The sequence below is a fragment of the Micromonospora rhizosphaerae genome, from assembly GCF_900091465.1.
GTDB lineage: Bacteria > Actinomycetota > Actinomycetes > Mycobacteriales > Micromonosporaceae > Micromonospora > Micromonospora rhizosphaerae.
The window spans coordinates 5,482,277-5,508,714 of sequence record NZ_FMHV01000002.1 but is presented as its reverse complement, the minus strand read 5'-3'; the positions used below and the strand labels follow the sequence as shown (position 1 = coordinate 5,508,714).

Below are 26,438 nucleotides of genomic sequence, written 5' to 3'. Positions count from 1 at the left end.
AGCTGATGCGGGTGGGCCCGGCCGGCCACGAACACCCGGTGCTCGTCGGAGATGACGGCCGGCACCATGACCTGACGCCGGTTACGGCGGACCTGGACAGCAAATTCTTCGCCACGGGCGGTGTGGCGCGGGTCCGCGCCGCCTACCAGTCGGGCCGGCTGCCGGAGGTGGACGTCTCCGGCCTGCGCGTCGGCGCCCCGGTGGCGCGGCCGGGCGTCGTGCTGTGCATCGGTATGAACTACGCCGCGCACGCGGCCGAGTCTGGCGCCGCCCCTCCGGCCGAACCGGTCATCTTCTACAAGGCACCCAACACCCTTGTGGGGCCGTACGACGACGTGGTGATCCCGCGCGGTTCGACGCGAACCGACTGGGAGGTGGAGCTGGCCGTTGTGATCGGTGCTCGCGCCCGCTATCTCGACACCCCCGATGATGCGCTGACCTGCGTGGCCGGGTATGCCACATCGAACGACTTGTCCGAGCGGGAGTTCCAGCTTGACCGCTCCGGCGGGCAATGGTCCAAGGGCAAGAGCTGCGAGACGTTCAACCCGCTCGGACCGTGGCTGGTCACCCCCGATGAGGTCGGCGACCCGCAGGACCTTCCGCTGCGCAGCTGGGTCAACGGCGAGCCGCGCCAGGATTCCTCCACCAAGGACATGGTGTTCGAGGTGGCGCACCTGGTGTGGCACCTGTCCCAGTTCACCGTGCTGGAGCCAGGCGATGTGATCAACACCGGGACGCCGCAGGGGGTGGCGCTGTCGGGCCGCTTCGGCTACTTACGCCCGGGTGATGTCGTAGAGGTCGAGGTGGCCGGCCTAGGCCGGCAACGCAACACCTGCCGGCAGGCGTGAGCACGATGAGCTCGCCACGATCCACCTCGTCGCCTACGTTACCTGGCCTCCGCAGAGGTCCACGGGTCAGACGCGAGGAACCCGGCCCCGGAAGCTCATCCGGCTCCGGCGCGCGGTCGCGGACGGCAAGCTCAAGGTGGGCGCCAACCTGGCCGAGGATGGGCGTTGGATGCGCGGCGCCCGGGACGGAATGGTCCGGCACGCGCGCATCGGCGTGGACACCGACCAGCGCTGGCACGTCGGTCCGCGCGGTGGAATGGCTGCGCGTCCTCGCCTGGACGACGGTGGTGGAGCGAGGAGCCGACCAGCCCGGACGACAGGCTGCTGGCGGGCGTCGGGCTGCGCAGGTACATCGAGCGCCTGCGAAACCTTTCGTCGACCCGGTGGTGATCCGCGACGGCCACTACGTCGCGCCGACCGCTACCGGTACTCCGCCGGGATCGGCGCCGAGAGGTTCGACCGCTTCCGAGATCCATATGACGCCGCGTGGCGATGACCGTTACCTCGCCTTACCAACGATGGGAGCCATTAGGTGAGCACAATGCATGGTCTGGTGGCGGTTGTTACCGGCGGCGCATCGGGCATCGGCGCCGCATGCGTGCGTCGGTTCGTGGATGCCGGCGCGCGGGTGGCCGCGCTGGACGTGACCGCGGGCGACCGGACCGACGACCGGGTGCTGCCCGTGCACGCCGACGTGGCCGACGCCACGTCCGTCGAGGCGGCGCTGGATTTGGTCGCCGCCGCGTTCGGCGGGGTGGACATCGTGGTCAATAACGCGGGCGTCAGCGCCGTCGGAGGGGTCGACGCCAACGACGACGCCGAATGGCACCGGGTGCTCGATGTCAACATCGTCGGGGTCGCTCGGGTCAGTCGGGCGGCCCTGCCGTACCTGCGCAACTCTGCCCACGCGGCCATCGTGAACATCTCGTCGGTCGTCGCCTTCGCTGGCTTGCCCAACCGGGTCCTGTACTCGGCGACCAAGGGCGCCGTACACGCCATGACGCTGGCCATGGCCGCCGACCTGGTGGCCGACGGCATCCGCGTCAACTGTGTGTGCCCCGGCACTGTCGACACCCCGTGGGTCGCCCGGCTGCTCGCCACGTCCGCGGACCCGGACGGGGAGCGGCGCCGGCTGGAGGCGCGGCAGCCGACGGGCCGGCTTGTCACGGCTGAGGAGGTGGCCGACGCGGTGCACTACCTGGCGTCGCCGGCGGCCGCTGCCACGACCGGCTCCGCGTTGGCCGTGGACGGCGGCATGCACGGACTACGCCTCCCGAGGTGATGGACGAGGGCCAATGCGGGTGTCTGCCCATGAGGTGCGGTTAGCAGCATCAGCGCTCGACGGTGACCTGGCGTTGGGCGGTAGCGCGGGGTCTGACACGGGCGGCGTTGCGTTTACTGGATCGTCGAACGCGTTGAACCTGTATCGGTCCGAGGTCAGATCGCCATGGCGGTGGCGGCAAACGCCGCAGACATGCGTGCGGTGCAACCGAACCAGGGTGGCGCACCTGTGCCAGGGCGCATCTACGCCGCAAAGTGATCTAGCCCCGGGTGGTGCCAAGTGTGACACTCTGCCGAGCTCATCTCCACGATGGCCCGAATAGTCAGCTCAAGAAGAGGGTCGATGTCTGTGCATCTTCTCCGGTTACCCCGGCACGCCGTCCGTAGGGCGGCAGCCGGTGCCCTTGCGGTGGTAGGGATAGCCGCTCTGGCCGCCGTGCCCCCATCATCGGCGCTCGCCTCACCGCAGCCGGCCACCGCGTCCGACCCTGCGCGGCAACGCCTCGAACACCACGCGGTCGCCCTGGTCACCGGAGATACGGTGGCGGTCACCCGCGGGCGGAGGGGCATCACCTCGTACCGCGTCACCCCCGGCCCCGGACGCCAGGACATCACGTTCCTGACCCGGTCCTCCGGCGACGGCTCCGTCTCCGTCATCCCCTCCGACGCGCTGACTCTGCTCGCTACCGACCACCTGGACCCCCAGCTGTTCGACCTGGGCGCGCTGATCGACAACGCCTCCACCGTCGGCGGCGACCTGCCACTTCTCGCTCAGTACGGCAAGGCGACCACGGCGGCGCGGTCCGACCAGGTGCGAGCCCTGCTCGCCGACACCGCCCGGACCACCCGCACCCTGCCCCGACTCGGGTTGAACGCGGTGCGGGTGACGCCGACGAACACCGGCCGCATGTGGCGTGCGGTCACCGGCGGCGAGAAGTCCGCCCACCGGTTGCGCGGCGACCTCGGCAAGCTCTGGCTGGACCGCAAGATGAGAGTCTCGCTGGACCACAGCGTGCCGCAGATCGGCGCCCCCACCGCATGGCAGGCGGGACTCACCGGCTCCGGCGTCACCGTCGCGGTCCTCGACACCGGCTACGACCTCGACCACCCCGACCTCACGGACGCGGTCGTCGCGTCCGCCGACTTCGTCGGCGAGGGCACCATGGACGACCACGTCGGACACGGCACCCACGTCTCCTCGACCATCGCTGGCAGTGGCGCCGCCTCCGACGGGCTGCGCAAGGGTGTGGCGCCCGGCGCGAAGCTGGCCGAGGGCAAGGTCTGCAGCGAGGACGGCTGCCCCTGGTCGGCGATTCTCGCCGGGATGCAGTGGGCAGCCACCGAGGTGCATGCCAAGGTCATCAACATGAGCCTCGGCGGCGTCGACACGCCCGGTGTCGATCCGCTTGAGGCCGCGGTGAACGACCTGTCGGCCCAGACCGGGGCGCTCTTCGTCATCGCGGCGGGCAACGGCGGCTGCGGGTACGGCGTCCACCCGGTCGGCTCACCGAGCACTGCCGACACAGCGCTGAGCGTGGCCGCGGTCGCCCAGAACGACTACGTCGCCAGCTTCTCCAGTTGCGGTCCCCGCGGCGGTGACTCCGCGCTCAAGCCGGAGATCAGCGCCCCGGGCGTGAACATCACCGCGGCGGTCCCCGGCGGCGGCTACGGGACCCTCAGCGGCACCTCGATGGCCACCCCGCACGTCGCCGGGGCAGCGGCGATCCTGGCCCAGCAGCACCCCGACTGGACCGGTCAGCAGCTCAAGGCGGCCCTGATGAGCACCGCGGCCAAGGTCCCTTGGGCGGGTACGCCGTCGACCAGGTACGGGACTGGCCGGGTGGACGTCGCGCGGGCGATCGCCGCTCAGGTCACCCCGAGCGTCGGTGCCATCAACGTCAACCAGCCGTGGCCCCGTCCGGCGGCCCCCCTCACCCGTACGGTCAGCTACCGCAACGACGGGACCGCGCCCGTCGTGCTCGACCTGGCCGTGTCCTCGGTACCGACCGCGCTGGTCACGCTGAGCACCTCGCGGCTGGAGGTGCCGGCCGGCGACAGCGCCTCGGTCACGGTCACCGTCGGCAGCCAGGGTGAGACCGAGGACTACCACCTGGGCGCCCTCACTGCCACCATCGAGGGGACCCAGGTGGCGCAGACCGCCCTGACGTACCACCAGGAGGCGCGCTACGACGTCTCCGTGAACCTGATCAACCGGCTCGGTGAACCCGCTGACGGCGGTGTCGCCGTGGTGAACGGCGCCACCGGCGAGTTGACCTGGTTGACCGTCGTCGGGGGCGCGGCGCGGGCGCTGCTGCCCGCCGGCCGGCACTACCTGCTGACGAGCGTGTACCCGGGTGGGCCGGAGGACATCACCTTCACCTATGGGATCGTGCCGATCACCGTCACCGACGAGACGACGGTCCTGCCAGTGACCATCGACGCCCGCCTCGGTAAGCAGGTCAGGCTCGATGTCTCAGACCGATCGGCCGAGCATGTCGTGACGTCCGTGGACCTCACCCTCGCCGTGGCGGGCAAGCGTCTGGCGCACGGCGGCGCCTTCGGCCTGGAGGGCGCCAACTACGTGCTTCCGCTGGACGACCCTGCCGTCATGTACAACGCGCGGGCGGTCTTCGACAAGAAGGGATCGACGGCGCAGTCGCCGAGCCCGTACTACTACCGCGTCGCCGACGTCCGCGAGGGCATCCCGACCGACCCGGTGCGGACCCTGGCCAAGGAGGAACTCGCCCGAGTCGTCATGAACTTCAAGGCACCCGGCGTCGCCTCCAGCGGATTCGCCTCGGTCGGCATGGTCAGCGACGGCGGGCTGCCCACACTGTCCTTCGAGGGCCCCGTCAACTATCCGTCGACCGTGACTGAGTACCGCTCGCCGGGCAGGTACGAGAGCGACATCCGGATCGGGGACAACTGGATCTTCGCGCCGGCGAAGGCGGTCAGCCTGGCCCAGGAGAGCGGGCAAACCTGGAACAACGCGATCCTCGGGCCGAACTTGGACGCCACGACCGGGATGCGCCGGGAGGACTTCATGTCGATTCCGAGCATCCCCTGGTTCGTCGACGCCGAGCCGCACACCTTCGGCTACAGCCCCGCGTCCGGCACGCTCACCCTCAGTCGGGACGGACAGCAGATCACCCAGTGGCCGGCCAGTCAGTGGGGCTACGTCTACGGGCTGCCGGCCCAGGAGTCGACGTACACCCTGCGGGCGAGCGTCAGCCGCGACGTGCCGTTCTCGGCCCTGTCGAACAGGATCGACACCGAGTGGCGGTTCACCGCCGCGGGCACCGAGTCGGATGTCGCCAATCCGCTCATCGTGCCCCGCCTGGCGGCCGTCGGCCTCGACGAGTACAACCGGGCCGTCAGCGGGTCGTCGACCACGGTGCTAATCGGCGTGGGCGGCCAGCCCACCGGCGGCGTCCGGGCCACGCGGGTGGAGCGGGCGGAGGTGTCCTTCGACGAGGGCGGCACCTGGCGGCCGCTGCCGGTCACCGCCGGGCCTGCGGGGAACTTGGGCAAAGTCATGGTCCGCAACCCGTCCGCATCAGGGCACGTCGCGCTCCGCGTCACGCTGGCCGACCAGGACGGCAACCAGGTCACGGAGACCGTCTACCGTGCCTATGAGGTGCGGCACCGATAACCGCGCGACCCAGGTCCGAGCGGCTCATGACGCCGCTCGGGCCTGGGACCCTGGCGTCGCCTGCCGACCTCACTGCCGAGCTGGACACCGAGGCTGGCCAGGACAGGTCGGCAGGCCTGGCCCGTAGTGCCCGCCACGGCGCTGGTCGCGGTGACCAGCGACGAATGCGCCCACATCGACACGTCCGGACGCCTTGCCTAGTCAGCTGGTTACGCTCGGTGACGCGCGGGTCGCGGCAGTTGCGGACGTTCCATTCGCTCGCATGCAGTCGAGTCGCACAGCTCGACGGGCGCAGAGGCATGCCGATTGCTAGATCGGTGGGCCATCCAGGTGACCAACGGGCGCTGTGCGCGGCGATGAGCACGCCATGCGATGCGGTGGGAGACACTCGGACGATGACCGGCATGCCCCCGGAGATGTTGTATCACCGATGCCTGGGCTGGCACGCCCCTGCCCTGCGGCGAACCGGAATCGTCGCCTCCATCGGGCTCGTTGTCGCTCTGGCGCTCCTGCCGTTCATGAGGTGGGAGTTGGCCGCGGTCGGGGGCTGGGACGCCGCCGCGCTACAGCGCGCGGTAGCGGCAGATCCGTACACGTGACCTTGGACAACGGCAGCGGCATGGAAACCGTCCCGGAGTGCGGTGACCCAAGGAGGCGCTCGCCGGCCGACGTCGATACAGCGGTGGCTAGTCACTAGGCGTCTCGGATGGGCTGGTAGGTGAGGGAGGCGAGGCCGTCACCGACGGTGCGGGTGTCGACCAGGCGCATGGGTTTCTTGTGACTGGTCTCGCCGAAGAGGCGCTTGCCGGCCCCGAGCACGAACGGGTAGATCATCAGCCGCAGCTCGTTGACGAGGTCGTGCTCGATCAGCGTGTGCACGAGCTGGCCGCTGGCATAGACGACGATGTCCCCGTTTACCCTCTGTTTCAGCTTCGAGACCTCGTTCACCACGTCGCCCTTCAGGACGGTCGAGTTGTTCCAGTCGGGGTCTTCGAGGGTCGAGGACACGACGTACTTGGGCAGTCTGTTCAACCTATCCGCCCACTCACCAGTCCGGGATGGCCACCTCGCGGCGAACCACTCGTAGCTCCGTCGACCCAGCAGCAGCGCCTCGGCGCCCAGCGCCTCGTCGCGCTCGACCTTGGCCCACGCCTCGCGGTCCTTGTCCCCAACCTGGCCGAACCAGCCGCCGCGACTGAAGCCCTCCTCACCCGTCGGGTCCTGGATGACTCCGTCGAGCGAGACGTTCTCGCTGATGACGATCTTTCCCATTTCGGTTCTCCTTCGTTGGCGTGGTCAGCTACCACTGATGTCGACACCGCGACCTCGGCAAAGTGGCGCCCGCCAACCGCCCCGTTTGCCCCCTGGCCGGTGTCTATACAAGAAGTGCGACAAGACGTGGGAAGAGGATGACCGAGGGTGGGGGACGTGGCCGCTGATCTGATCTCCAGGGCACGGGCCGGGGACGGCGAGGCGTTCCGGGAGCTGACCGAGCCGCACCGCCGAGAGCTGCAGGTGCACTGCTACCGGATGCTCGGATCGTTCCAGGACGCCGAGGACGCCCTGCAAGACACGCTGCTGGCCGCCTGGCAAGGCCTCGGCCGGTTCGAGGGACGCGCCTCGCTGCGCACCTGGCTCTACCGGATCGCCACCAACCGGTGCCTCAACACACGCCGGGCGGCCAGCCGACGCCCGGCCAAGCAGTGGGACATACCCGACGTTGAACCGCCCGAGCCAACCGGGCTCGGCGAAGTCGTCTGGCTCGAACCATATCCCGACGCCCTGCTCGAGGGTGCCATCGACGCACCGCCCGGCCCGGAGGCCCGCTACGAGCAGACCGAAGCCATCTCCCTGGCCTTCGTGACCGCCCTTCAGATCCTGCCGCCTCGCCAGCTCGCCGTGCTCATCCTGCGCGACGTCCTCGGATTCCACGCCAACGAGGTGGCCGACATGCTCGACTCGAGCGCCGAATCGGTCAAAAGCGCCCTCAAACGGGCGCGCGCCAGCCTGCAGCACCGACGGCCCACGACCGACGACCAAGAACCGCCGCCCGCCTCCGACTCACCCTCTGAAGATGCGATCGTGGCGAGGTTCGTCCGCGCGTGGGAGTCCGCCGATCTTGACGCGCTGGTGGCCCTTCTGACCGACGACGTCTTCGTGTCGATGCCACCGATGCCCTTCGAGTACGAGGGCCGAGACGTCGTGGCCCGCTTCTGCGCCAGCATCTTCCGCGCAGGTCGCAGGTTCGACCTCGTCCCCACGCGAGCCAACGGTCAGCCGGCGTTCGGCGCCTACCTGCGCGCCGCCAACGGAATCAGCCACGGGATCGGCCTCTACGTCCTCACCCTCACCGGCGACCGGATCTGCGCCATGACCCGCTTTGAAAACAGCGTCCTCCCATCGTTCGGGCTACCGCGATCGCTCCCAAGCCAGTAACGGCCCTCATCTGTCCGCAGTCGGGTAGGCGGGACGCATTGCTGCGTCCCGCCCCCCTAAGAACCGTGCGTGCCACTCGTCGCGGCACACGGCTCAAGCAAGCCGCTTGGGCGATTTCAGGTGTGCAGGGGTGCTGGGTCCTTCTGCGTGCCGGTTGCACGGCGGTGGCAGGAGGAGTGAACGAGTCGGGTTTCGTCCGGCGTGCCTGTCCCGTGGGCGATGATGTGTTGTCTGGTGATCGCCTTGCGGGTGGTGCGGTGCCACTGTTCCCATTCACGGGGGCTTTGTGGCTCGCGGTCGGCGTGTAGGAGCAGTTGTCCGCAGATCGGACAGGATCCGTTCTGCCTGCGGAGCAGGTGTAGGGTCCTGCGGTCGAGCGGGGGTTTGCTCTTGCCACGCCGTTCGGCCCAGTAGCTGGCTTGGGCGGGGTCGTCGGGAGAGGCCTCGCCGCGTACCAGCCGGTGCCGGACGATTTTTGTCCAGGCGAACTTGGGTAGGTATGCGCCGCTGTCGCGGTCACCGAACACCCAGCGGTCCTGCCTGGCGGTGTTGTACCGGCCGAAGTACCGGTTGATGATCCAGCGCTTCGGCTTGTGGGGGTGGCGGTGGCAGGCCCATTTGTAGGTGAGTCGCCACAGGTGCACGTCCAGAGCTGCGAACACGATGGACGACGCCGCCCCGCGGTAGTAGTTCGCCCATCCCCGCACGATCGGGTTGATCCGCGCGAGGACTGCTGCCGCGTTCGTGCCTCTCAGGGCGCGGAACTCGACGGCGAGGCGTTGCCTGACTCGTTTGACGGCCGCCTTACTGGGTTTGATGAGCAGCTTGCCGTGGTGACGGCGGGCGGTGAATCCCAGAAAATCGAACCCGTCATCGAGGTGGACGATCCTCGTCTTGTCCTCGTTGAAGGTGAGACCTCGGGGCGCCAGCCATGCGGCGAGCCTCGCTTTGACGTCTTCGGCCTGCTGCCTGGAGTGGCAGAGGGCGACCATGTCGTCGGCGTATCTGATCAGTGAAGGGGAGCCACGTTTCGTCCGCCGCTCATCGCTGCGTTCTTTCCGGACTCCTGCCGCCTCTTCCAGCCCATGCAGCGCGATGTTCAACAGCAAGGGACTGATCACGCCGCCTTGCGGGGTTCCCTCATCGGTCGGCGTGAATCCCTTGCCCGGTTCGAACACGCCCGCCTTCAGCCAGTCCCGGATCATTGTCCGGCCGGGGAACATCCCGATCGTGGCGAGGAGATGGTCGTGGTCGATCCTGTCGAATGCCGCGCTGAGGTCCGCGTCCAGCACCCACAAGCGTTGCGCGGTCACGCCGCACGACGTCACGTGGATGACAGAGATCGCGTCCTGGCAGCTACGACCCGGCCGGAACCCGTAACTCTTGGGTTCGAACCGGGCCTCCCATTCGGGCTCCAGTGCGTTACGGTGTCGCGCCTGGTGGACGCGATCCGAGATTACGGGAATGCCGAGCGGGCGCTGTTTCCCATTGGCTTTCGGTATATACACCCGCTTGACCGCGAAGGGGGTGAAGGACCGGGCCGTGCGGTGTGTCTGCACCGCCAGGTCCATTCGCGCCGGGGAGGTCAACGCGACCTGCCCGTCGATGCCCGCGGTCGTGCGGCCAGCGTTGCGCTGCGCGACTTGGCGCACGCTGATGAGCGTGTTAGACCAGCTCCGCAGCATCATCTTCTGCAGGTTCCTGACCCTGGGCCAGTCGCCTTCCTTCGTCGCCTTGAAGATCCTGCCCCGTAGCCGCCGTACGTTCTCCTCGTGGCGCCGCCAGGCGACGGTGTCCCACTGCGGAGATACGTCCTCAGGTCCGTTCACTCCGAGGGCCGCCATCGCAACATCGAAAGCTAAAGCCGTCATCGCGTCTAACTTGTCCTTCGGTTCGGGTGGTTGCGGTGCGCCGTCGTCAAAGGCTCACCCGCCACACGTCAGCCTGCCTTCGCAGCCGGGCACAAGGTCCGGTATCCGGCCGGTTATACTGGGCCTGACCCGCTTTGGCGGACATCTGAGATCAGGAGCCGGTGGGCTCCGGGAGGATGTCCAGCATCATGGAGAGCGTGGGTAGGAAGCGGCCTCGGCCTCGTCGGTCGTTCACGGCACAGTTCAAGGCCGAGATCGTGGAGCTGTGTCAGCGGGGAGACCGCACGATCGGGCAGGTCGCGAAGGATTTCGACCTGACCGAGACCGCGGTGCGGGAGTGGGTCAAGCAGGCCGAACTCGATGCCGGAACCCGCAGTGATGGGTTGACCAGTGATGAGCGGGCCGAGTTGGCGCAGCTGCGCAGGGAGAACCGGCGGCTGCGTGAGGACGTCGAAATTTTGAAGCGGGCGACGGCTTTCTTCGCGTTCATGCCAGCCTGATCGTGGTCCGGCGGGGTTCGCTCGTTTCTTTGCTGCCCCGGCCTTGGCTGGTGGCTTTTCGTTGATGTGCGGCCCCGCCGGATCCTGCACCGGGCCGCGGTGTGGCTTGATAGGTGCGTGCCGATGCTCGATGAAGGCGTGCCCCCGCTGCCCGGCTGAAGGTTTCAGCTGGTCGAGGCGAGGGAGACGGCATGGTCGTGATCGGGGTCGACGCGCATAAGCGCAGCCACACGCTGGTGGCGGCGGACGAGTTGGGCCGCAAGCTGGGCGAACGGACGGTCGGAACGACCAGCGACGGGCATTTGCAGGCGGTGCAGTGGGCCGCGCAATGGCCGCAGGTCCGCTTCGCGCTGGAGGACTGCCGGCACCTGACCCGCCGTCTGGAAGGCGACTTGCTGGGCGCCGGGCACCAGGTGGTGCGGGTGCCGACCCGGCTGATGGCCGCGGCGCGTCGGGGTTCGCGGCAGGCCGGCAAGTCTGATCCGATTGACGCGCTCGCGGTGGCGCACGCGGCGCTGCGTGAACCGGACCTGCCGGTGGCGCAGCTGGACGGCCCGGCCCGCCAGGTGAAACTCCTGTCTGACCACCGCCGGGATCTGGTCGTGGAGCGGACCAAGTTGGTCAACCGGCTGCGGTGGCATCTGCACGAACTTGACCCGGGGCTGCAGATCCCGTCTCGAGGTCTGCGCCGCTACTGCGTCATCGACGACCTCAGCGACCGGCTCGCCGGAGCCGAGGGAACGGTGGCTCGGATCGCCCGGGACCTCCTCGTGCGGTGCCGGGAGCTGACCGTGCAGATCAACAGCCTGGAGCGGGAACTACGCGACCTGGTCCGCGTCCTGGCGCCGAGCCTGATCGCCGTTCCCGGCTGCGGTGTTCTCGGCGCGGCGATGATCCTGGGCGAGACCGCCGGCGCCGCCCGGTTCCGTTCCAGGCACGCCTACGCCCGGTTCAACGGCACGGCGCCGATCCCGGTCTGGTCAGGCAACACGGTGCGGGTGCGGCTCAACCGTGGCGGCAACCGGGTCGTCAACACCGCCCTTCACATGATCGCCGTCACGCAGGCCCGCGGCGTCGGCCCTGGCAAGGACTACGTCGACAAGCAACTCGCCGCTGGCAAGACCCGCACCGAAGCGCTGCGGCTGCTGCGCCGCCGGCTGTCCGACCGGGTCTTCACCGCCCTCATCGCCGACGAACGCCGCGCATCCCAGCCCGCCCGAACCGTCACGACATCGCCTCCTACCAACCTGACAACCGTGATGACGGCGGCGGCTTGACATAGGAGCATCAAGGAGACCCGGTGAACGTGTACCCGTTCATCGAGGCGGAGCAGGCCGGCTCGCGCAGCGTGAAGCGTGCGTGTGAGCTGATGCAGGTCTCCCGGTCCGCCTACTACCAGCACGTTCGCGGTGAGCGGTCCGAGCGGGAGCGCGTCGACCAGGCGCTGACCGAGAAGATCACCGAGGTGCACGCGATGTCGAGGGGCACCTACGGGGCGCCGCGGGTGCACGCCGAACTGGCCGCGGTCGGGCTGCGGCACGGCCGTAAACGCGTCGCACGGTTGATGCGCACGGCCGGGATCGCCGGCAGGTGCCGGCGCCGGTGGCGCACCACCACCGTCGCAGACCCGACGGCCGAAGCGCGTCCTGACCTGGTCGGCCGGGACTTCGAAACGGACGCGGCCGCGATCGACACCCGCTGGTGCGGCGACATCACCTACATCAACACGTGGGAAGGCTGGCTGTATCTGGCCACCGTCATCGACCTGGCCTCCCGCCGGGTCGTCGGCTGGGCCGTCGCCGACCATCTACGCACCGACCTGGTCGACGCCGCCCTCACCGACGCCATCCGCCGTCGGCGGCCACCGTCGGGGTTGATCTTCCACTCCGACCGCGGCTGCCAAGGCGGATTCAATCGGTCGTCGCAACACTGGGTTGTTGGAGCGATCGTAGGTGTTCGTCGAGGGCTTCGGCTGGGGTCTTCCAGTCGAGGGTTTTCCGGGGTCGGCTGTTGAGGGCGTGGGCGACGGCGTTGATCTCGTCGGCGCTCCATCTGGACAGGTCGGTGCCTTTCGGGAAGTACTGCCGCAGCAGCCCGTTGGTGTTCTCGTTGGTGCCGCGTTGCCAGGGGCTGTGGGGGTCGGCGAAGAACACCGGGACGCCGGTTTCGACCGTGAAGCGTGCGTGCGCAGACAACTCCTTGCCGCGGTCCCACGTCAGCGATCTGCGGAGCTGCTCGGGCAGTTGGGTGATTGTCGCGGCGAGGGCTTTGCTCATCGTGATCGCCCCATAGCCGGCGAGAGCCGGCCCGTTCTTCGTCCGCGGGATCACACCCCAGCCGTCCTCACGAGGCAGGTGGATCAGCATCGTGAACCTCGTCGTCCGCTCGACCAGTGTCCCGATCGCGGAACGCTGCAAACCGATGATCAGATCCCCTTCCCAGTGCCCGGGCACGGCACGGTCCGCGACTTCAGCGGGACGTTCACTGATCAGCGTGTCGCTGGTGACGTGCGCCCACGCGCGTTGCTTCGCGCGTGCCCGGGGAACGCGAAGCGCCCGCCCGGTCCGCAAGCAGGTGACGAGTTCGCGCTTGAGGGCGCCGCGGCTCTGGACGTAGAGCGCCTGGTAGATCGCCTCGTGGCTGATGCGCATCGACTCATCCTCCGGGAACTCGGCCCTGAGCCTGCGGGAGATCTGCTCCGGGCTCCATCCGATAGTCCATGCCCGATCACCACGGTGAGGCTTGTTGCGGCCCTTCCACTGCGGGCCCTGCGGCCCAGCGACCAGTCGGCCGCCCGCTGTCCGGATCGCACCCGCAAGCCGTTGCTGGACGTACTCTCGAAGCCGCTCATTGGCCAGCAGCTTCGCGGTCTTCGGCCGGCGGGCTCGACGCTCAGCATGCCACTGCGCAGTCGAAGCCTTGTAATCCAGGCGGTACGTCCTGGTCGAGGCGTTGCGCCGCAACTCCCGCGAGATCGTCGACGGGTCCCGGCCGAGCTGGCGTGCGATCTCGCGGACGCCCATGCCTTGCGCCCGCGACAGAGCGATGTCTTCGCGCTCGCTGAACGACAGATAGCGGCCCGACACCCTCGGCGGCAACGCAGGATTCACGCCGCCAGCGTGCCGGAACCACCGGAACCCGACCGGCGAGGACACGCCCGCCGCCGCGGCCGCGTCCTCGGTCATCACACCGCGACTGATCGCAGCCCAGAACCTGACCCGGTCCTCACGCCACGCCACCGTCGGCCGTCCCGGCGAAGGAATCTGACCCCGATACTCCCGAACCCGCTTCTGCCCCAGCCCATACGCCATCGCTTCACCTCTCCGACAAGGTGTTGCGACGACCAGTTGAATCCGCCCAATACACCAGCACCCAGCACGCCCGTCTCGCCAAGCGCCACGGGATCCGACTGTCACTGGGCCGGCGCGGGCAGTGCTGGGACAACGCCGTCGCCGAGTCGTTCTTCGCCACGATCAAGACCGAACTGCTGCACCGCCAGCCGTGGCCGACCCGCACCACCGCCCGGCAGGCAATATTCGAATACGTAGAAGGCTGGTACAACACCCGACGCCGGCACTCCAGCCTCGGCTACCTCAGCCCCGCCGCCTACGAAGCCAGCGCCATCATCAACCCGCTACCGGCCAGCAAGGTAGCGTGAGTCAACACATCGACCCTGTCCGTCGAAACGGGTCAAGCCCATACGACAACGACCGGTAGGAGGACCGGTCTGAACGTTCCCGCTTTCCCGCTGCCTTTCAGCCTGCCGGCGTTCGCTTCTTGGGCGTCCTGTTCCCGCCACGGAGTTGGGCTCTCCTTACGGTCGGCTTACCACGACATCCGAGGACATCGTGGACCGTGCCGGGGTTTCCACGTTCCACACGCGTGAGACACGGCCGGGTCGGGCGCCCTCTTGACCCCGGAGGCGACGGTATCCACACGACCGTAGATGAGTCCTCGATCGTCGTCTGCCGACTCTCAGCGGCTAGCCTCTTTATCTCCCCGGCACCACATGTCCGACCCGGGGAATTGCCGTGACGAGGCATCAACGAGGGTTCACCATATTCACCCTTTCGGCCTTCCCCTCACCTGTGACTCCCAGTCGGTGCGGGAGTCCTCGGGCTTTCCCCTGAGCTTCGCACCCAGCCATTACTAGCCACGCACGTCAGGGCGGGGACCGGTCTCGGACACTGACCGGGAGCTACGTCTCGGGCATCTACACCCGACCTCCAATCGACGTACTCACTCAACACGTGCGACCTCGTGTCGCACCTCATCTCGGCAAGAGCGCCCGCCTGCACACCGCCGCGACCGACGCGGACCCTTGTGCGGACAGCTCAGATCTCCGGTGGCTGCCATGACGGCGCGGCGCCTCCGCACACCACCGTCAAGAGGGTTTCGAGCAGCTCGCGGGTGTGCGGGTCGTCAAGAACCTCACTGATCCACGCGGCGGAGTCGGCGCGCTCCGGGGAGCGAGCGTTTGGCGTCAGCCAGTCGGTGGCGGCGATCTCGGTGATGTGCCCGAGTTGCGCGATGAGCATCGAGAAGTGTCCGCGCCGGTTCACCGTCGCCGGTCCAGCGGCCTCCCGGTAGGCGTCGATCAGGGCGCGGGCTCGGCCCGGATCGGCGCGGGCGAACTCGAAGAGCACGCACCCGAGCTCCTGGCTCGGATCAGCCGGCCCGCTGTTCTCCCAGTCGATGACGCACACTCCGCCGTCCGCGGTTGGCAGGACGTTGTCGGCCCACAGGTCGCGGTGGCAGGTCCGCAGCATCTGGGGCGGCTCGAGCCAGGACTCCAATGCGACCAGCTCATCACGCAGATCGGCCAACTGGGCGGCGAACGGCGCCCCCGCTTCCACGAGCTGCTGGACCAGTTGGTCCCAGCGATCGGCGCCGACTGGTTCGTGATACCAGGGGTCCAACTGGCCGGGCTCGGTGACCGGTACGCGGTGAATGGCGGCCACGACCGTGCCCACCAGCGCCGGGTCGAGACAGGGGTCGGGGGCCTTCACGTCGACCCACTCGTACACCCTGACCTGTCTGCCTTCCACGGTGGCGAACACGCTTCCCTCCGTGGTGCGGCGCACCTGCGGCGTCGGTACGCCGGCGGTGTAGGCCGCTTCCTGAAACGCTGTCGCCAACCGCACCTCGTCCTCACCGGACTGGTGGAACGGCACCTTCACCGCCCAGCTGCCGTCTTCCGTCTCCAGCCGCCACACGAGGCCTTGCTTGCCCCGCGCGACCGGCCCGTCCGACAGCCTCGCGGCCCCGCCAAGAGCGAAGCGTCGGGCGAGGTCCACGGCATCCACCAGGCCACCCCAGCACACCTGCGCGCAGCAGGACCAGCAGGCGGGTACGGATCGCGGCAGTTAGTGAGTTCTGGTGGCGGTGACGCGATCAGGGTTTACACGGAGCGTCCTGATGCTCCGGCTGAGTTCGCGGTCCCACGAACATCCGCGCGAAGAGCGCCAGCGAGGCGGCCGGTTGGACGATCCCGCACGAGCTGCCGCCTCACGCGCTCGGCGCATCGGCGGCGCATCCGTAGCACCGGCGCGGTCACGCCCTGCTCGGCAGCCAGCTGCTCGATCAGCGCGTCACCGAACTGCGTGGAGCTGATCAGCTCGCCGGCTTCGGCGGTGAGGCCGGCGGCGGCCCGGCCGAGCAACAGGTCCGGGTGGCCGTAGGGATGCGACGGCGAGCGGGAGCCGGTCGGCACGCCCGATGGCAGTTCCTCGGTGTCGTCGGCCTTCACCACCACGATCCCGGCGCGCCATGCCGCCCAGGGCGGCGTCGGCGTGGCGGGAGCCGAGCCGGGCAAGGGCGCAGCACAGCCGCAGCCACGCCCCGGGGCGGCTCGAGCGGCGCCCTACACGGCGCGTGTAGGAACCCGGCGAGGATTTCGGAGTCGACGTCATCGGCGTGCCGGGCGTATCCGCGGCTGATCTTCGCGGCCATGTGGGTCAAGGCGGGCAGCGCAACGCCGAGCGCTCCGACGACTCCACGCGGGTCCCCACTCGCGGGCGTGGTGAGCAAGCTGCCGCCACAGCGCGTCGGTGGTGTCGCTGTCGTACCGCTCGTACGCGAGCAGCTTGCGCAGCTGGTCCAGGGGCATGGTCTGGTCCGGCGATACAAGGAACTGCGTGCCTATCCCGAGGCGCTGGCGATGATCCGGGATGATCTGCAAGTCGCGTTTGCGCTCACCGGCAGGTTCGCCCGCTCGGTCGCCGCGGCCGAGCCCGGCATTGCGCGCCTTGACGATCGCTTCGGCGTGGTCGGCCACGTGCGGCTGCGATGCCCGCCCGGCGTGCCCAGGCCGTAGCCGTTATCCCACCGCGTACCCGATCGGGACCGCTGGTGGCCGGGACCTGGGGCGCTGTTGCCGTCATTTCGGCGCCAGCTGTACCTCGTCCTGTATGACGATCATGGACCTGTGGTTGACGTGGCCCCTCGGACACGATCAATTTCCCCATGAAAGTCCGCGACAGGCTGTGCCTGGACGCGGACTTTCTGTTGTTGCGGGTGTAGGTCAGCCGCAGTCCGAGTTGCCGGTAGACCTCCGCGCGGTCGGCTGGGTCGGCCTCGCTCAAGGCGGCGGCGATGTCGCCCAGTTGCTGGACGAGTTCCGTGATCTGCCGTCGAAGGTCCGGTCGCTGACGGCGCAATGTGGGCTCAACGGGTGGCTGCGGCCAGGAACATGGGGATGGCTACCATCAGCCGCCCGGCGGCGGCACGCTGGGTCTGCTCACTGACCCATGCCTCGGCCTGCTCGCCGCTGATGGCACCTGTCTGGTGGGCGGCGGCAGCGTGTCCGGTGAGCAGCGGCTGCATGGTGGCGTCGGTAAATATTGCGGTGTGGACCTCGACCTCGACGTCGTGGAAGCCGGCGTCGAGGAGCAGGTTGCGGTAGGCGCGGGCGATGCGTGGGTGGGGGATGGTCTCGGCGCGGGCGTGGACGATGCGGCGGGTCAGTTCGGGGTGGTCGGAGTCGATGACCAGGGTGTCCCAGTCCTGGCCGAGCAGCACGATTCGGCCACCAGGCGCGAGGACCCGGCGGGCTTCGGCCAGGGCGGCGGGCGGGTCGGGCAGGACGTGGTACACCTTGTCGGCCCGATACCCGTGAGCCTGCCCGTCGCCCAGCGGCAGGTCGGTTGCGTCCGCGTCGCGTACGTCGATGTCGGGGAACCGGCTGCGAGCGGCAGCCAGCATGGTGGGGTCGAGGTCCACACCGATGGCGTGGGCGCCGTGCTGGGCGAGTTCTGAGACAGCGCGGCCGGCGCCGCAGCCGACGTCGACCACCGTCGCGCCCGGGAGCAGCCGCAGCAGCTGGTAGCTGCGGGCGCGTAGCGTGGCGGCGCCGGGCGTGGTCTCGGCGGCGTCGAGTACCCGGATCAGGGTTCTGGTGTCGGTGTAGGCGGTGTGCGTGTCGGTCATGGGACGGAGTGTGCGACTTCAGGTAGACCTGAAGTCAAGTAAGGCTGCTCTTAAGGTGAGCCTGAAGTCGGGGGGATGGTCGGTGGAGTACTCGATCGGGGAACTGGCGGCCCGCTTCGGGCTGGCCACGCACGTGTTGCGACATTGGGAGGATGTGGGGTTGCTGTCGCCGGCGCGGCGGGTGGCGGGGCGCCGGGTGTACGGCGCCGCGCATGTGACCCGTGTGGCGGAGATCCTGCTGGGTAAGGACGCGGGGTTCACCCTGGAGCAGTTGCGGAAGCTGTTCACCGCTCCGAATCGGGACCGGCGGCGGGAGGTGCTGCGCGGCCAGTTGGCCCAGGTACGGGAGCGCATCGCCCGGCTCACGCTGTCGCAGACGCTGCTGGAACACGCGTTGCGGTGCCGGCACCCGGATTACCAGTCGTGCCCGCGGTTCCAGGCGATGGTGCTCGCGCGGCTGGACGGGGTGGATGTGGCTGAGGCCCTGGACCACCGCTGACCCACAAGGCGAGTAGGGCGGTACCCTAGCTGCTTCTGCCCGCTCTTGGCTCCCCTCTATGTCAAGACACCGTCGGGAGCGGGGTTCTAAGCTGAGTCTCGGCGGGTCCGGGAAGTGACTGTTCCGAAGAGCTGGCCTCGGGGATTGGGTCAGCCGCGCTGGATTGCAGAGCCGCTCCCCGTTGTCCTCCCGGGCCCGTCCTGGTTGTTTTCGCGTCGTTGACCATCTGCTTGTAGACCAGGTCGGACAGTCGCCGTTTCAGGCAGCGCATGGCCTCCCGGCCGCCCTCCGTGCCGGCACCCCGGCGTCGATCGTCGTAGCGATCATGCTGGCGGCCAACTCTGATCGGGTGGCGAACTCGATCTCGTCCGGCCTGCGGGCCCCTGCTCGAACAGGCCGTGGTGCGGCCGGTGACCGCCCAGTACCCCGGGGTCTCCGCTCAGCTGCAGTCGATGCTTGAGGCCGTCCTTACCGGGCGGATGGAGCCGCATGCCGCGACCGCCCGCACCGCAGAGATGATCAGCGCGATCACTGGTCGGCCCCTTGCCTGACGGGCCGCAGTTCCTCATCCCGCACCTAACTCGTACACCCACAAGCGCTCACAAGGGGTTGCAGCCCGGGGTCATGGAGTCGTAGACGGTGCGGGCCGCCGCCCCGTCCGCGACGCGACCTCGCCTACTCGGCGACGTGCGGGCCGGCCTGGCACAGGTGCGGGATCGGCTCGACCTCCAGCGCGTTAGGGACCATGCAAGCCGGTCTCGCCGGGCGTGGCGTCAGGTCAAGACGGATACGAGGTTGCCGGTTCCGTCATCGGCCTGCCGAAGCCGCCGCAGGTGCAACGCGAGTTGCAGTTCCAGCGCCTGCTGTGGCTGCTTCCAGCTGACGCCAAGCAGGGTGGCAATGCGCTCGAGTCGCAGCGCGACGGTGTTGGTGTGCACCTGCAGTATCGATCGCGCCGCCTTGAGGTTTCCGCCGGCGGCGAAGTATGCCTCCAGCGTGCCGACGAGGTCGCTTCCCCGACGTGTGTCATGATCGAGCAGCGGTCCCAGTTTCGCCCGTACGAAGTCATCGACGTCGTCAGGCCCGGGGGAGCCGAGGATCATCCCGGCGAATCCGAGCCCGCCGACGTCGCAAGATTCTCCGTGTCGGCCAAGCGCGAGCAGGGCGGACAGGCAGCGGCGGGCTTCGTGATAGGCGTCGCGGATCGCCGCGGGACCGGCGGCGGGTCCGTCGGCGCCCGCCGTGACGACGCAGCCGAGTGCCTCGCGTAGCCGAGCCGAGACGAGCTGCGCCGCCTCGGCCGGTGCCCTAGCCGGGAGGATCACGACGAGACGACCGTCGCGGTGTCCAGCGAGGCCTCGATGCTCCGCTGCCAGCCGGGCGGCCACGGCCACGGCCCGATCCCGGTCGCTGTAGTCCATTGCGGCGACGACGATGGCGTGTTCGACGTCGAGGTTGGCACGGTGATGGCGGGCCCGCTCGCGCAACGTAGCGGAGTCCCGCTCCGGATGCAGCAGCACGTCCTCGAGGAGCTCCCCTCGTACGCGGTGCTCGGCCTCGGCGACCGAGCGTTGAAACAGCAACAGCAGCGCTGTGACGACCGCCGCGCGTTCGAAGATCCGCTGAGCTGACTGGGTCAGCCGGTCAGGGCCGGACAACACAAGGGTGCCCAGGTGGTTGGTGCCGGCCACCGCGGCCGCCAGCCAGCAGCGGTCGATCGCCAGGTCCAGTTCGACGGTGCCTCCGGTGCGGCGGGCTTCGTGTACGGCGGCGAGCAGCGACTCGTCGACCAGGGGTGGCTCGCCGCCGACGGCGGCAAGCACGGCACCGTCGGGATCAAGTACCGCAACGTCGCCGCCGAGAACTTCGGCGAGTACCTTGGCGACGTCGACGGCGCCGCCACCGTGGAGCAGCACTCCGGTAAGTCGGTCGTGCGCGTCGGCGGCGAGTTCGACTTCGTGTGCATGCCGCCGTAAGAGGGCGGTCACCTGATCCAGCTCATGCAACGCCGCCTGGGTCTCGGAGAACAACCGGGCGTTCTCGAGCGCGACGACCGCATGCGCGGCGAGGCGGGTGGCCAACGCCACCTCCTCGGGTGGAAACGGGCGCGGTGAACGGTTTCCGGCGAGCAACGCCCCGATGACTCTGCCGGCGAGCAGCAGCGGCACACCGAGCAGGGCGTGGATACCCTCGTCGCTGACGGCGGCGTCGACGTCGGTGGTGTGCACGAAACGACCATCCGATTGGTAGTCGCCGGTGGCGTACGGGGTGGCGGTGTGTACGACGAGTCCGCCCAATCCCGCTCCGAGGGGCAACCGGATCGCGCGGAACCGGGCGGACACCGACCCGTCGGTGACCCGGATGTACACGTCGTGCCGTTCGTCGTCGATGAGGCTGAGGTAGGCGAGGTCGACGCCGAGGAGGTCGCGCGCGCGGCGGACGATGGCGCGCAGCACTGCGTCGACGTCGCGGATGGCGGCCAGGTCAGTCGCCGTTTCGTACAGCGCGCGCAGCTCCGCCTCGCGCTGGCGTTGCTGCGTCATCTTGGTGCGTACCCGGAGCGAGACCTCGATCTCCGCCCGCAGCCGCTCAAGCTCCGCCTCGCTCGCGTCTTCGTCGCGTGCGAGGCGAAGCTGTTCCTCGAACGCCTCGGGCGGGGCCTCCTCGTTAAGGAGTTCAACGAATGAACGTGCCATGACAGGAGGTTATGTCTGCCACGTGCGGGGCTAAAGGTCGACTCCGCTGAACACCAAGACCCGTACGTCGGTGCAGTCCTCCATGGCCGCGCGGATCCCCTCCCTGCCGACACCTGAGGCCCTCATCCCGCCCGCCGTACGGCATCTGGTCGGCGCGGTAGGAGGGGATGTCTCCGACGATCACGCCGCCGACGTTCAGCCTCGCATTGGCCCGCTTCGTCGAGTCCGGTGGCAGCCGCTCGCGCAGCTCGTCGTACACCTTCCGGTCAGCGCCGCCGCCGCGTACCGGATGGCGTACGCGGCGGCGACTGCCGCCTCGACCTGAGGTGCGGTGGGGATCGACACCGTACCCACGTGCCTGCCGTCGTAGGGATGGGCGACGCGCAGGGCGGTGTCACCCAGCTACGGCTACCCGGCGATCCAGCACGGCGTGACGGTCTCAGTCATGCGGTCTCGTCGACGGTGGCGCGGGTGGGAACCGCCGCGGCGGGTGGGAAACCGGGCTCGTCCGCAAGGTCGGCCCGCACGGTCTCCCGCGAAGCGATCAGGGCGGCGATGGTGATCACCGCCATGGCGGCGACATAGATCGAGATCGGCAAAGCCGAGTTGAACTCGGCGAGCAGCGCCACCGCGATGATCGGGGCGAGGCTGCCGGCGAACACCGAGGCGAGCTGGTAGCCGATGGAGGCGCCGCTGTAGCGCACACCCGTGCCGAACAGCTCAGAGAAGAACGCCGCCTGAGGACCGTACATCGCGGCGTGGAAGATCAGACCGCCAGTGATGGCGGCGGTGATGGCGGTGAACGACCTGGTGTCCACCAGCGCGAAGAACAGGAACGCCCAGACGAGGACCCCGCCCGCGCCGAGCAGGTAGATCGGCCGTCGTCCGACCCGGTCGGAGAGGGCGCCCCACAGCGGGATGGCGGCGAAATGAACGGCCGAAGCGATCAGTACCGCATTCAGGGCGGTCGCCCTGCGCATGCCAAGCTCGGTCGTGACATATGTCAGGACGAACACGGTAAAGATGTAGTACGAGACGTTCTCCACGACGCGGGCGCCCATCGCCACGAGGACCGCGCGCCGGTACCGCTGTACGACCTCCAGCATCGGCGCCCGCCGGCGTTCCTGCGCGCGCTCCATCTCCGCCTGGGCCCGCTGGAAGACCGGTGACTCGCTCAACGACACGCGGACATAGAGGCCGATGGCGACCAGAGCAGCACTGAGTAGGAACGGCACCCGCCAGCCCCAAGAGGCGAAGGCCGCATCGGAGGTCGTGGCGGCCATGATGGCCAGCACACCGACGGCGAGCAGGTTGCCCGCGGGCACGCCGGCCTGTGGCCAGCTGGCCCAGAATCCGCGCCGCGCCGGGTCGCCGTGCTCGGCGACCATCAGTACCGCGCCGCCCCACTCACCGCCGACGGCGAAGCCCTGCAGCAGGCGGCAGATGACCAGGAGGATCGGCGCCCACACGCCGATGGAGGCGTAGGTCGGCAGCAGCCCGATCGCGAACGTCGCCACGCCCATGATCAGCAGGCTCAGCACGAGCATGCCCTTACGCCCGACCCGGTCACCGAAGTGACCGAACACGATGCCACCGAGTGGCCGGGCGACAAAACCCACGGCGTAGGTGGCGAATGCCAGGATCGTCCCGACGAGCGGGTCGAACTTCGGAAAGAACAGGGTATTGAAGACGAGCGCGGCGGCGGATCCGAAGACGAAGAAGTCGTACCACTCGATCGTGGTGCCGACCAGACTCGCTGCCACCACCTTTCGGATGGATGAACGCTCCACACGTGCGGTACTAGACATGACGTGTCCTCCGTACGGTCTCTGGGGGTTGGGGGTAATTCGGGGGTTAAGGGCGGATCGTGGTCGATCCCTCGAAGAGGAGGGTCTGACGAACGACGTCCCCGCTCGCCAGCGCGTCAAAGGCGGAGTTCAGTTCCGCGAGCCGGACGTCGCGGCTGTGCAGCTCGTCCACGGGCAACCGGCCCGCCTGATAGAGCGCGAGGTAGCGCGGCACGTCACGGCGGGGCACCGCCGAGCCCATATACGAGCCGATCAGACGACGCTCCTCGGCCACAATGCCCAAAGCCGGAAGGGTCAGCCGCTGGTCCGGATGCGGCAGCCCGATCGAGACCGTCGTGCCGCCCGGACGGGTGGCCGCATAGGCCGCGGCGAGAACGTCGGCGTCGCCGACCGCCTCGAACGCGTAATGAGCACCGCCCCGGGTGAGATCCCGGATCGCCTCGACCGCGTGATCGCCGGCCCGGATCACCTCCGTCGCGCCGAGTCGTTTCGCCACCTCGAACTTGGCCGGCGCCGTGTCCACAGCGATGATGGGATGGCAACCGGCAAGCCGCGCGCCCATCACGGCGCTGAGGCCGACGCCACCAAGGCCGAACACCACCGCCGAGCAGCCCGGCTCGGCGCGGGCCGTGTTGATCACGGCGCCGACACCGGTGACCAGCGCGCAGCCGAACAGCGCCGCCGTCTCGAACGGGACGTCGTCCGGCACGACGACCAACGAGGCGGCTGACGCAACGGTCCGCTCGGCGAAGCCCGACACCCCGAGATGGTGGTGGACCGGTTGTCCATCGCTGCGACGGAAAGGCCGCGTTCCGGACAGCAGTGTCCCGGCCCTGTTGGCCGCAGCGCCCTGCTCACACAACGCGGGCCGGCCGGACTGGCAGGACACGCAGGTCCCGCAGACCGGCACGAACGAGAAGACGACGTGGTCGCCAGGGCGAAGCGTGGTGACTCCGGGGCCTACCTCCTCGACGACGCCGGCGGCCTCGTGACCTAGTACCATTGGAGTCGGTCGCGGTCGCACACCGCTGATCACCGACAGGTCTGAGTGACACAATCCGGCCGCACCGATCCGGACGAGCGCCTCCGCCGGCCCGGGCGGATCGAGTTCCAGTTCCTCGATGACCAGCGGGCGGCTGGTGCCGTACGGCGCGGACCTCCCCGTCGTCGTAAGGACTGCGGCGCTGACCTTCATACGGCGACCCCTTCACCATGCCTGCTCAGCAAGCAACGTAGGCCGCTGCCACGGCTCATACGATGGTGTTGTTACACAGCTACCGACGGCTCTGCTGGTGCTAGCAACCAGCGTCGGGGCGCACAGCTCGGTGAAGGGCTCCGGTAGTCGCGTGCAGGTGGAGGAAGAGCGCGTCGCGTGCTTCGGTCCGCCACACGTCCACGCCTGCTAGATTAGGTGGTGAGTGATCGGGAACGAGGGAGACCAGACGATGGCAGGTGATGACGACATTTCCGGGTGATACCCGGAAATGATCGGCTACGGGCAGGCGGGCAAGAGGACGCCGCCGTGGCCATGATGTCGTCCACCTGTTCCCCGCCGGGCGTGTTCACCGCCCGCGTCTCACCCTAGGTCTCACATGTCCGACGCGTTCATCGTCTGTTCGAACCTGTCCTTCTCCTGGCCCGACGACACACCGGTCTTCCGGGATCTGTCCTTCACCGTCGGTGGCGGCCGCACCGGCCTGGTCGCCCCGAACGGCGCCGGGAAGACCACACTGCTCAGGCTGATTGCCGGCGAGTTGCGACCCACCGCCGGGACGGTCTCCGTGCGGGGAGTGCTCGGCTACCTCCCGCAGAACCTGCCGCTGGTCGGCGATCCGGCACCGCCAAGACGCCCCGATGGGACACCGGCCCTGGGATCTGACCTGACCGTCGCCGAGGTACTGGGGATCGCCCCGGTGATCCGGGCACTGCACGCCATCGAGTCCGGGGACGCGAGCGAGGAGCATTTCACCACGGTCGGCGACGACTGGGACATCGAGGAGCGCACCCGAGCCCAGCTGGACCGGCTCGGCCTCGAACACGTCCCGCTCGACCGGCACCTGCACACCCTTAGCGGCGGCCAGGTCATCTCCCTCGGCCTGGCGGCACAGCTGCTCAAGCGGCCCGACGTGCTGCTGCTCGACGAACCGACCAACAACCTCGACGTCGACGCCCGGCACAAGCTCTACGACGTGCTCGACGATTGGGCCGGCTGCCTGCTGCTCGTCAGCCACGACCGGGCGCTGCTCGACCGGATGGACCGGATCGGCGAACTCGACCGCGGCGAACTCCGGTTCTACGGCGGAAACTTCACCGCGTACGAGCAGGCCGCGCGCACCGCGCAGGAGGTCGCCGAGAAGAACGTCCGCAACGCCGAGCAGGAGATCAAGCGGGAGAAGCGGGAGATGCAGCAGGCCCGCGAGCGGGCCGAACGCCGGGCCAGCAACGCCGCCCGCAATCTCAAGAACGCCGGACTGGCGAGGATCGTCGCCGGGGGTCTGAAGCGCGCTGCGCAGGAGTCCGCCGGGCGGTCCAACGAGACGCACGCAGCCCGGGTCAGCGAGGCCAGGGCGCGACTCGACGACGCGAGCCGGGCCCTGCGCAACGAGCAGAGCATCACGCTGGAACTGCCCGGCACCAACGTACCGGCCGGACGTACGGTCTTCCTCGGCGAACGGATGCAGGTCCGCTACGGCGGGCGAGACCTCTTCGCCGGCGACGGTGTCGACCTCACCATCCGGGGACCCGAACGGATCGCGCTGCTCGGCCCCAACGGGGCCGGCAAGTCCACCCTGCTGCGCCTGATCAACGGCGATCTGGAGCTCGACGGCGGACAGGTGAAGCGGGCCGGCCGGATCGCCTACCTGTCCCAGCGGTTGGATCTACTGGACCTCGACCGTACCGTGGCGGAGAACCTGGCCGCGTCCGCGCCCGCCATGCCGGAGGCGCAACGGATGAACCTACTCGCCCGGTTCCTGTTCCGGGGCACCCGCATGCATCTTCCGGTCGGGGTGCTCTCCGGCGGCGAGCGGCTGCGTGCCACCCTGGCCTGCGTCCTGTACGCCGAACCAGCGCCCCAACTGCTGCTCCTGGACGAACCAACCAACAACCTCGACCTGGTCAGCGTCGGTCAATTGGAAAGCGCGCTGGGCGCCTACCAGGGCGCGTTCGTCGTGGTCAGCCACGACGAACGGTTCCTCGCGGAGCTCAAGGTCGACCGCTGGCTGCGGCTCTCCGAGGGGCGCCTGTTGGAGACCGGCCCCCCGGACGTCGACTGACTCGCGTCGGACCGCCCTGTCCGCGGGCCGCGTTCGTCACACCGAGATAGGCCAGTCGAAGCAGCACAGCCGATCATCATGCCGCGCGTGGGACAGACAGTCGGGAGAGGACCCGGCTCCTGCCGCCCGGTCAGGATCCGCTTA

21 protein-coding genes and 1 pseudogene are annotated in these 26,438 nt (G+C 68.9%); 12 read left to right on the top strand and 10 right to left on the bottom strand.

Annotation, left to right across the window (positions count from 1 at the left end; all coding sequences use genetic code 11):
* Positions 1-5: 5 nt before the first annotated feature.
* From GA0070624_RS25900 to GA0070624_RS25885, 4 genes are all read left to right on the top strand, one after another.
* Positions 6-848 (top strand): fumarylacetoacetate hydrolase family protein, encoded by an 843-nt coding sequence (locus GA0070624_RS25900; RefSeq protein WP_245719190.1) that lies wholly within the window; start codon positions 6-8, stop codon positions 846-848.
* Between the two features lie 541 nt (positions 849-1,389).
* Positions 1,390-2,130, top strand: coding sequence for an SDR family NAD(P)-dependent oxidoreductase (locus GA0070624_RS25895; protein WP_176732051.1), 741 nt, complete (start codon positions 1,390-1,392; stop codon positions 2,128-2,130).
* Positions 2,131-2,670: 540 nt separating this feature from the next.
* Positions 2,671-5,781, top strand: a complete 3,111-nt coding sequence (locus tag GA0070624_RS25890) for a S8 family peptidase (protein ID WP_176731878.1) — start codon at positions 2,671-2,673, stop codon at positions 5,779-5,781.
* Positions 5,782-6,176: 395 nt separating this feature from the next.
* On the top strand, positions 6,177-6,380 hold the full coding sequence (locus GA0070624_RS25885; protein WP_091345512.1) for a hypothetical protein: 204 nt from the start codon (positions 6,177-6,179) through the stop codon (positions 6,378-6,380).
* A gap of 94 nt (positions 6,381-6,474) precedes the next feature.
* On the opposite strand, the gene GA0070624_RS25880 is transcribed toward GA0070624_RS25885, so the two are convergent.
* Positions 6,475-7,053 (bottom strand): dihydrofolate reductase family protein, encoded by a 579-nt coding sequence (locus GA0070624_RS25880; RefSeq protein ID WP_091345510.1) that lies wholly within the window; start codon positions 7,051-7,053, stop codon positions 6,475-6,477.
* Between the two features lie 156 nt (positions 7,054-7,209).
* Here GA0070624_RS25880 and GA0070624_RS25875 point away from each other — a divergent pair, with 156 nt between their 5' ends.
* Positions 7,210-8,217: a sigma-70 family RNA polymerase sigma factor gene (locus tag GA0070624_RS25875; RefSeq protein ID WP_091349801.1), complete on the top strand. Its 1,008-nt coding sequence runs from the start codon at positions 7,210-7,212 to the stop codon at positions 8,215-8,217.
* A 116-nt stretch (positions 8,218-8,333) separates the two neighbouring features.
* On the opposite strand, the gene ltrA is transcribed toward GA0070624_RS25875, so the two are convergent.
* Complete coding sequence (gene ltrA / locus GA0070624_RS25870) at positions 8,334-10,088, bottom strand: group II intron reverse transcriptase/maturase (RefSeq protein WP_245718988.1); 1,755 nt, start codon at positions 10,086-10,088, stop codon at positions 8,334-8,336.
* A gap of 188 nt (positions 10,089-10,276) precedes the next feature.
* Between ltrA and GA0070624_RS25865 the strand changes: the two genes are divergently transcribed.
* The 3 genes from GA0070624_RS25865 to GA0070624_RS25855 all read left to right on the top strand — a co-directional run bounded on the left by GA0070624_RS25865 (position 10,277) and on the right by GA0070624_RS25855 (position 12,602).
* A complete protein-coding gene (locus tag GA0070624_RS25865; RefSeq protein WP_176731877.1) occupies positions 10,277-10,588 on the top strand; it encodes a transposase in 312 nt (103 codons plus the stop codon).
* A 191-nt stretch (positions 10,589-10,779) separates the two neighbouring features.
* Positions 10,780-11,865, top strand: coding sequence for an IS110 family RNA-guided transposase (locus GA0070624_RS25860; protein WP_091345506.1), 1,086 nt, complete (start codon positions 10,780-10,782; stop codon positions 11,863-11,865).
* A gap of 23 nt (positions 11,866-11,888) precedes the next feature.
* Positions 11,889-12,602, top strand: coding sequence for an IS3 family transposase (locus tag GA0070624_RS25855; RefSeq protein ID WP_091345503.1), 714 nt, complete (start codon positions 11,889-11,891; stop codon positions 12,600-12,602).
* On the opposite strand, the gene GA0070624_RS25850 is transcribed toward GA0070624_RS25855, so the two are convergent.
* The gene (locus tag GA0070624_RS25850) at positions 12,499-13,899 is read right to left on the bottom strand and encodes an IS30 family transposase (RefSeq protein ID WP_091337528.1); all 1,401 of its coding nucleotides are present in this window, start codon (positions 13,897-13,899) and stop codon (positions 12,499-12,501) included. The two genes, GA0070624_RS25855 and GA0070624_RS25850, sit on opposite strands and share 104 nt — an antisense overlap.
* A gap of 23 nt (positions 13,900-13,922) precedes the next feature.
* Between GA0070624_RS25850 and GA0070624_RS25845 the strand changes: the two genes are divergently transcribed.
* The gene (locus tag GA0070624_RS25845) at positions 13,923-14,246 is read left to right on the top strand and encodes an integrase core domain-containing protein (RefSeq protein ID WP_176731876.1); all 324 of its coding nucleotides are present in this window, start codon (positions 13,923-13,925) and stop codon (positions 14,244-14,246) included.
* 676 nt (positions 14,247-14,922) lie between these two features.
* On the opposite strand, the gene GA0070624_RS25840 is transcribed toward GA0070624_RS25845, so the two are convergent.
* Both GA0070624_RS25840 and GA0070624_RS36035 read right to left on the bottom strand, forming a co-directional pair.
* The gene (locus tag GA0070624_RS25840; RefSeq protein ID WP_176731875.1) at positions 14,923-15,894 is read right to left on the bottom strand and encodes a phosphotransferase enzyme family protein; all 972 of its coding nucleotides are present in this window, start codon (positions 15,892-15,894) and stop codon (positions 14,923-14,925) included.
* A gap of 95 nt (positions 15,895-15,989) precedes the next feature.
* Positions 15,990-16,403 (bottom strand): hypothetical protein, encoded by a 414-nt coding sequence (locus tag GA0070624_RS36035; RefSeq protein WP_245718987.1) that lies wholly within the window; start codon positions 16,401-16,403, stop codon positions 15,990-15,992.
* A 204-nt stretch (positions 16,404-16,607) separates the two neighbouring features.
* Here GA0070624_RS36035 and GA0070624_RS35020 point away from each other — a divergent pair, with 204 nt between their 5' ends.
* Positions 16,608-16,904 (top strand): hypothetical protein, encoded by a 297-nt coding sequence (locus tag GA0070624_RS35020; RefSeq protein ID WP_176731535.1) that lies wholly within the window; start codon positions 16,608-16,610, stop codon positions 16,902-16,904.
* Between the two features lie 350 nt (positions 16,905-17,254).
* Here GA0070624_RS35020 and GA0070624_RS25830 read toward each other — a convergent pair whose 3' ends face one another.
* On the bottom strand, positions 17,255-18,016 hold the full coding sequence (locus GA0070624_RS25830; protein ID WP_091345496.1) for a methyltransferase domain-containing protein: 762 nt from the start codon (positions 18,014-18,016) through the stop codon (positions 17,255-17,257).
* A gap of 82 nt (positions 18,017-18,098) precedes the next feature.
* Here GA0070624_RS25830 and GA0070624_RS25825 point away from each other — a divergent pair, with 82 nt between their 5' ends.
* Complete coding sequence (locus GA0070624_RS25825; protein WP_218105302.1) at positions 18,099-18,515, top strand: MerR family transcriptional regulator; 417 nt, start codon at positions 18,099-18,101, stop codon at positions 18,513-18,515.
* Positions 18,516-19,288: 773 nt separating this feature from the next.
* On the opposite strand, the gene GA0070624_RS25815 is transcribed toward GA0070624_RS25825, so the two are convergent.
* The 4 genes and pseudogenes from GA0070624_RS25815 to GA0070624_RS25800 form a co-directional block, all read right to left on the bottom strand.
* The gene (locus GA0070624_RS25815) at positions 19,289-21,211 is read right to left on the bottom strand and encodes a helix-turn-helix domain-containing protein (RefSeq protein WP_091345494.1); all 1,923 of its coding nucleotides are present in this window, start codon (positions 21,209-21,211) and stop codon (positions 19,289-19,291) included.
* A gap of 30 nt (positions 21,212-21,241) precedes the next feature.
* Positions 21,242-21,437: pseudogene (locus GA0070624_RS35375) on the bottom strand (aldehyde dehydrogenase family protein); the annotation flags it as partial.
* 217 nt (positions 21,438-21,654) lie between these two features.
* Entirely contained in the window at positions 21,655-22,974 is a 1,320-nt protein-coding gene (locus GA0070624_RS25805; RefSeq protein ID WP_245718986.1) for an MFS transporter, read from the bottom strand.
* Positions 22,975-23,065: 91 nt separating this feature from the next.
* The gene (locus tag GA0070624_RS25800; RefSeq protein WP_091345490.1) at positions 23,066-24,214 is read right to left on the bottom strand and encodes a zinc-dependent alcohol dehydrogenase family protein; all 1,149 of its coding nucleotides are present in this window, start codon (positions 24,212-24,214) and stop codon (positions 23,066-23,068) included.
* A gap of 397 nt (positions 24,215-24,611) precedes the next feature.
* On the opposite strand from GA0070624_RS25800, the gene abc-f reads away from it, so the two are divergent.
* Positions 24,612-26,294, top strand: a complete 1,683-nt coding sequence (abc-f, locus tag GA0070624_RS25795; RefSeq protein ID WP_091345488.1) for a ribosomal protection-like ABC-F family protein — start codon at positions 24,612-24,614, stop codon at positions 26,292-26,294.
* Positions 26,295-26,438 lie beyond the last annotated feature (144 nt).

Bases quoted from the DNA above. Each gene is read 5' to 3' on its own strand.
- GA0070624_RS25830 (WP_091345496.1), bottom strand. From the start codon at position 18,016: ATGACCGACACGCACACCGCCTACACCGACACCAGAACCCTGATCCGG.
- abc-f (WP_091345488.1), top strand. From the start codon at position 24,612: ATGTCCGACGCGTTCATCGTCTGTTCGAACCTGTCCTTCTCCTGGCCC.
- ltrA (WP_245718988.1), bottom strand. From the start codon at position 10,088: ATGACGGCTTTAGCTTTCGATGTTGCGATGGCGGCCCTCGGAGTGAAC.
- GA0070624_RS25850 (WP_091337528.1), bottom strand. From the start codon at position 13,899: ATGGCGTATGGGCTGGGGCAGAAGCGGGTTCGGGAGTATCGGGGTCAG.
- GA0070624_RS25885 (WP_091345512.1), top strand. From the start codon at position 6,177: ATGACCGGCATGCCCCCGGAGATGTTGTATCACCGATGCCTGGGCTGG.
- GA0070624_RS25860 (WP_091345506.1), top strand. From the start codon at position 10,780: ATGGTCGTGATCGGGGTCGACGCGCATAAGCGCAGCCACACGCTGGTG.
- GA0070624_RS25865 (WP_176731877.1), top strand. From the start codon at position 10,277: ATGGAGAGCGTGGGTAGGAAGCGGCCTCGGCCTCGTCGGTCGTTCACG.
- GA0070624_RS25815 (WP_091345494.1), bottom strand. From the start codon at position 21,211: ATGGCACGTTCATTCGTTGAACTCCTTAACGAGGAGGCCCCGCCCGAG.
- GA0070624_RS25900 (WP_245719190.1), top strand. From the start codon at position 6: ATGCGGGTGGGCCCGGCCGGCCACGAACACCCGGTGCTCGTCGGAGAT.
- GA0070624_RS25880 (WP_091345510.1), bottom strand. From the start codon at position 7,053: ATGGGAAAGATCGTCATCAGCGAGAACGTCTCGCTCGACGGAGTCATC.
- GA0070624_RS25895 (WP_176732051.1), top strand. From the start codon at position 1,390: ATGCATGGTCTGGTGGCGGTTGTTACCGGCGGCGCATCGGGCATCGGC.
- GA0070624_RS25800 (WP_091345490.1), bottom strand. From the start codon at position 24,214: ATGAAGGTCAGCGCCGCAGTCCTTACGACGACGGGGAGGTCCGCGCCG.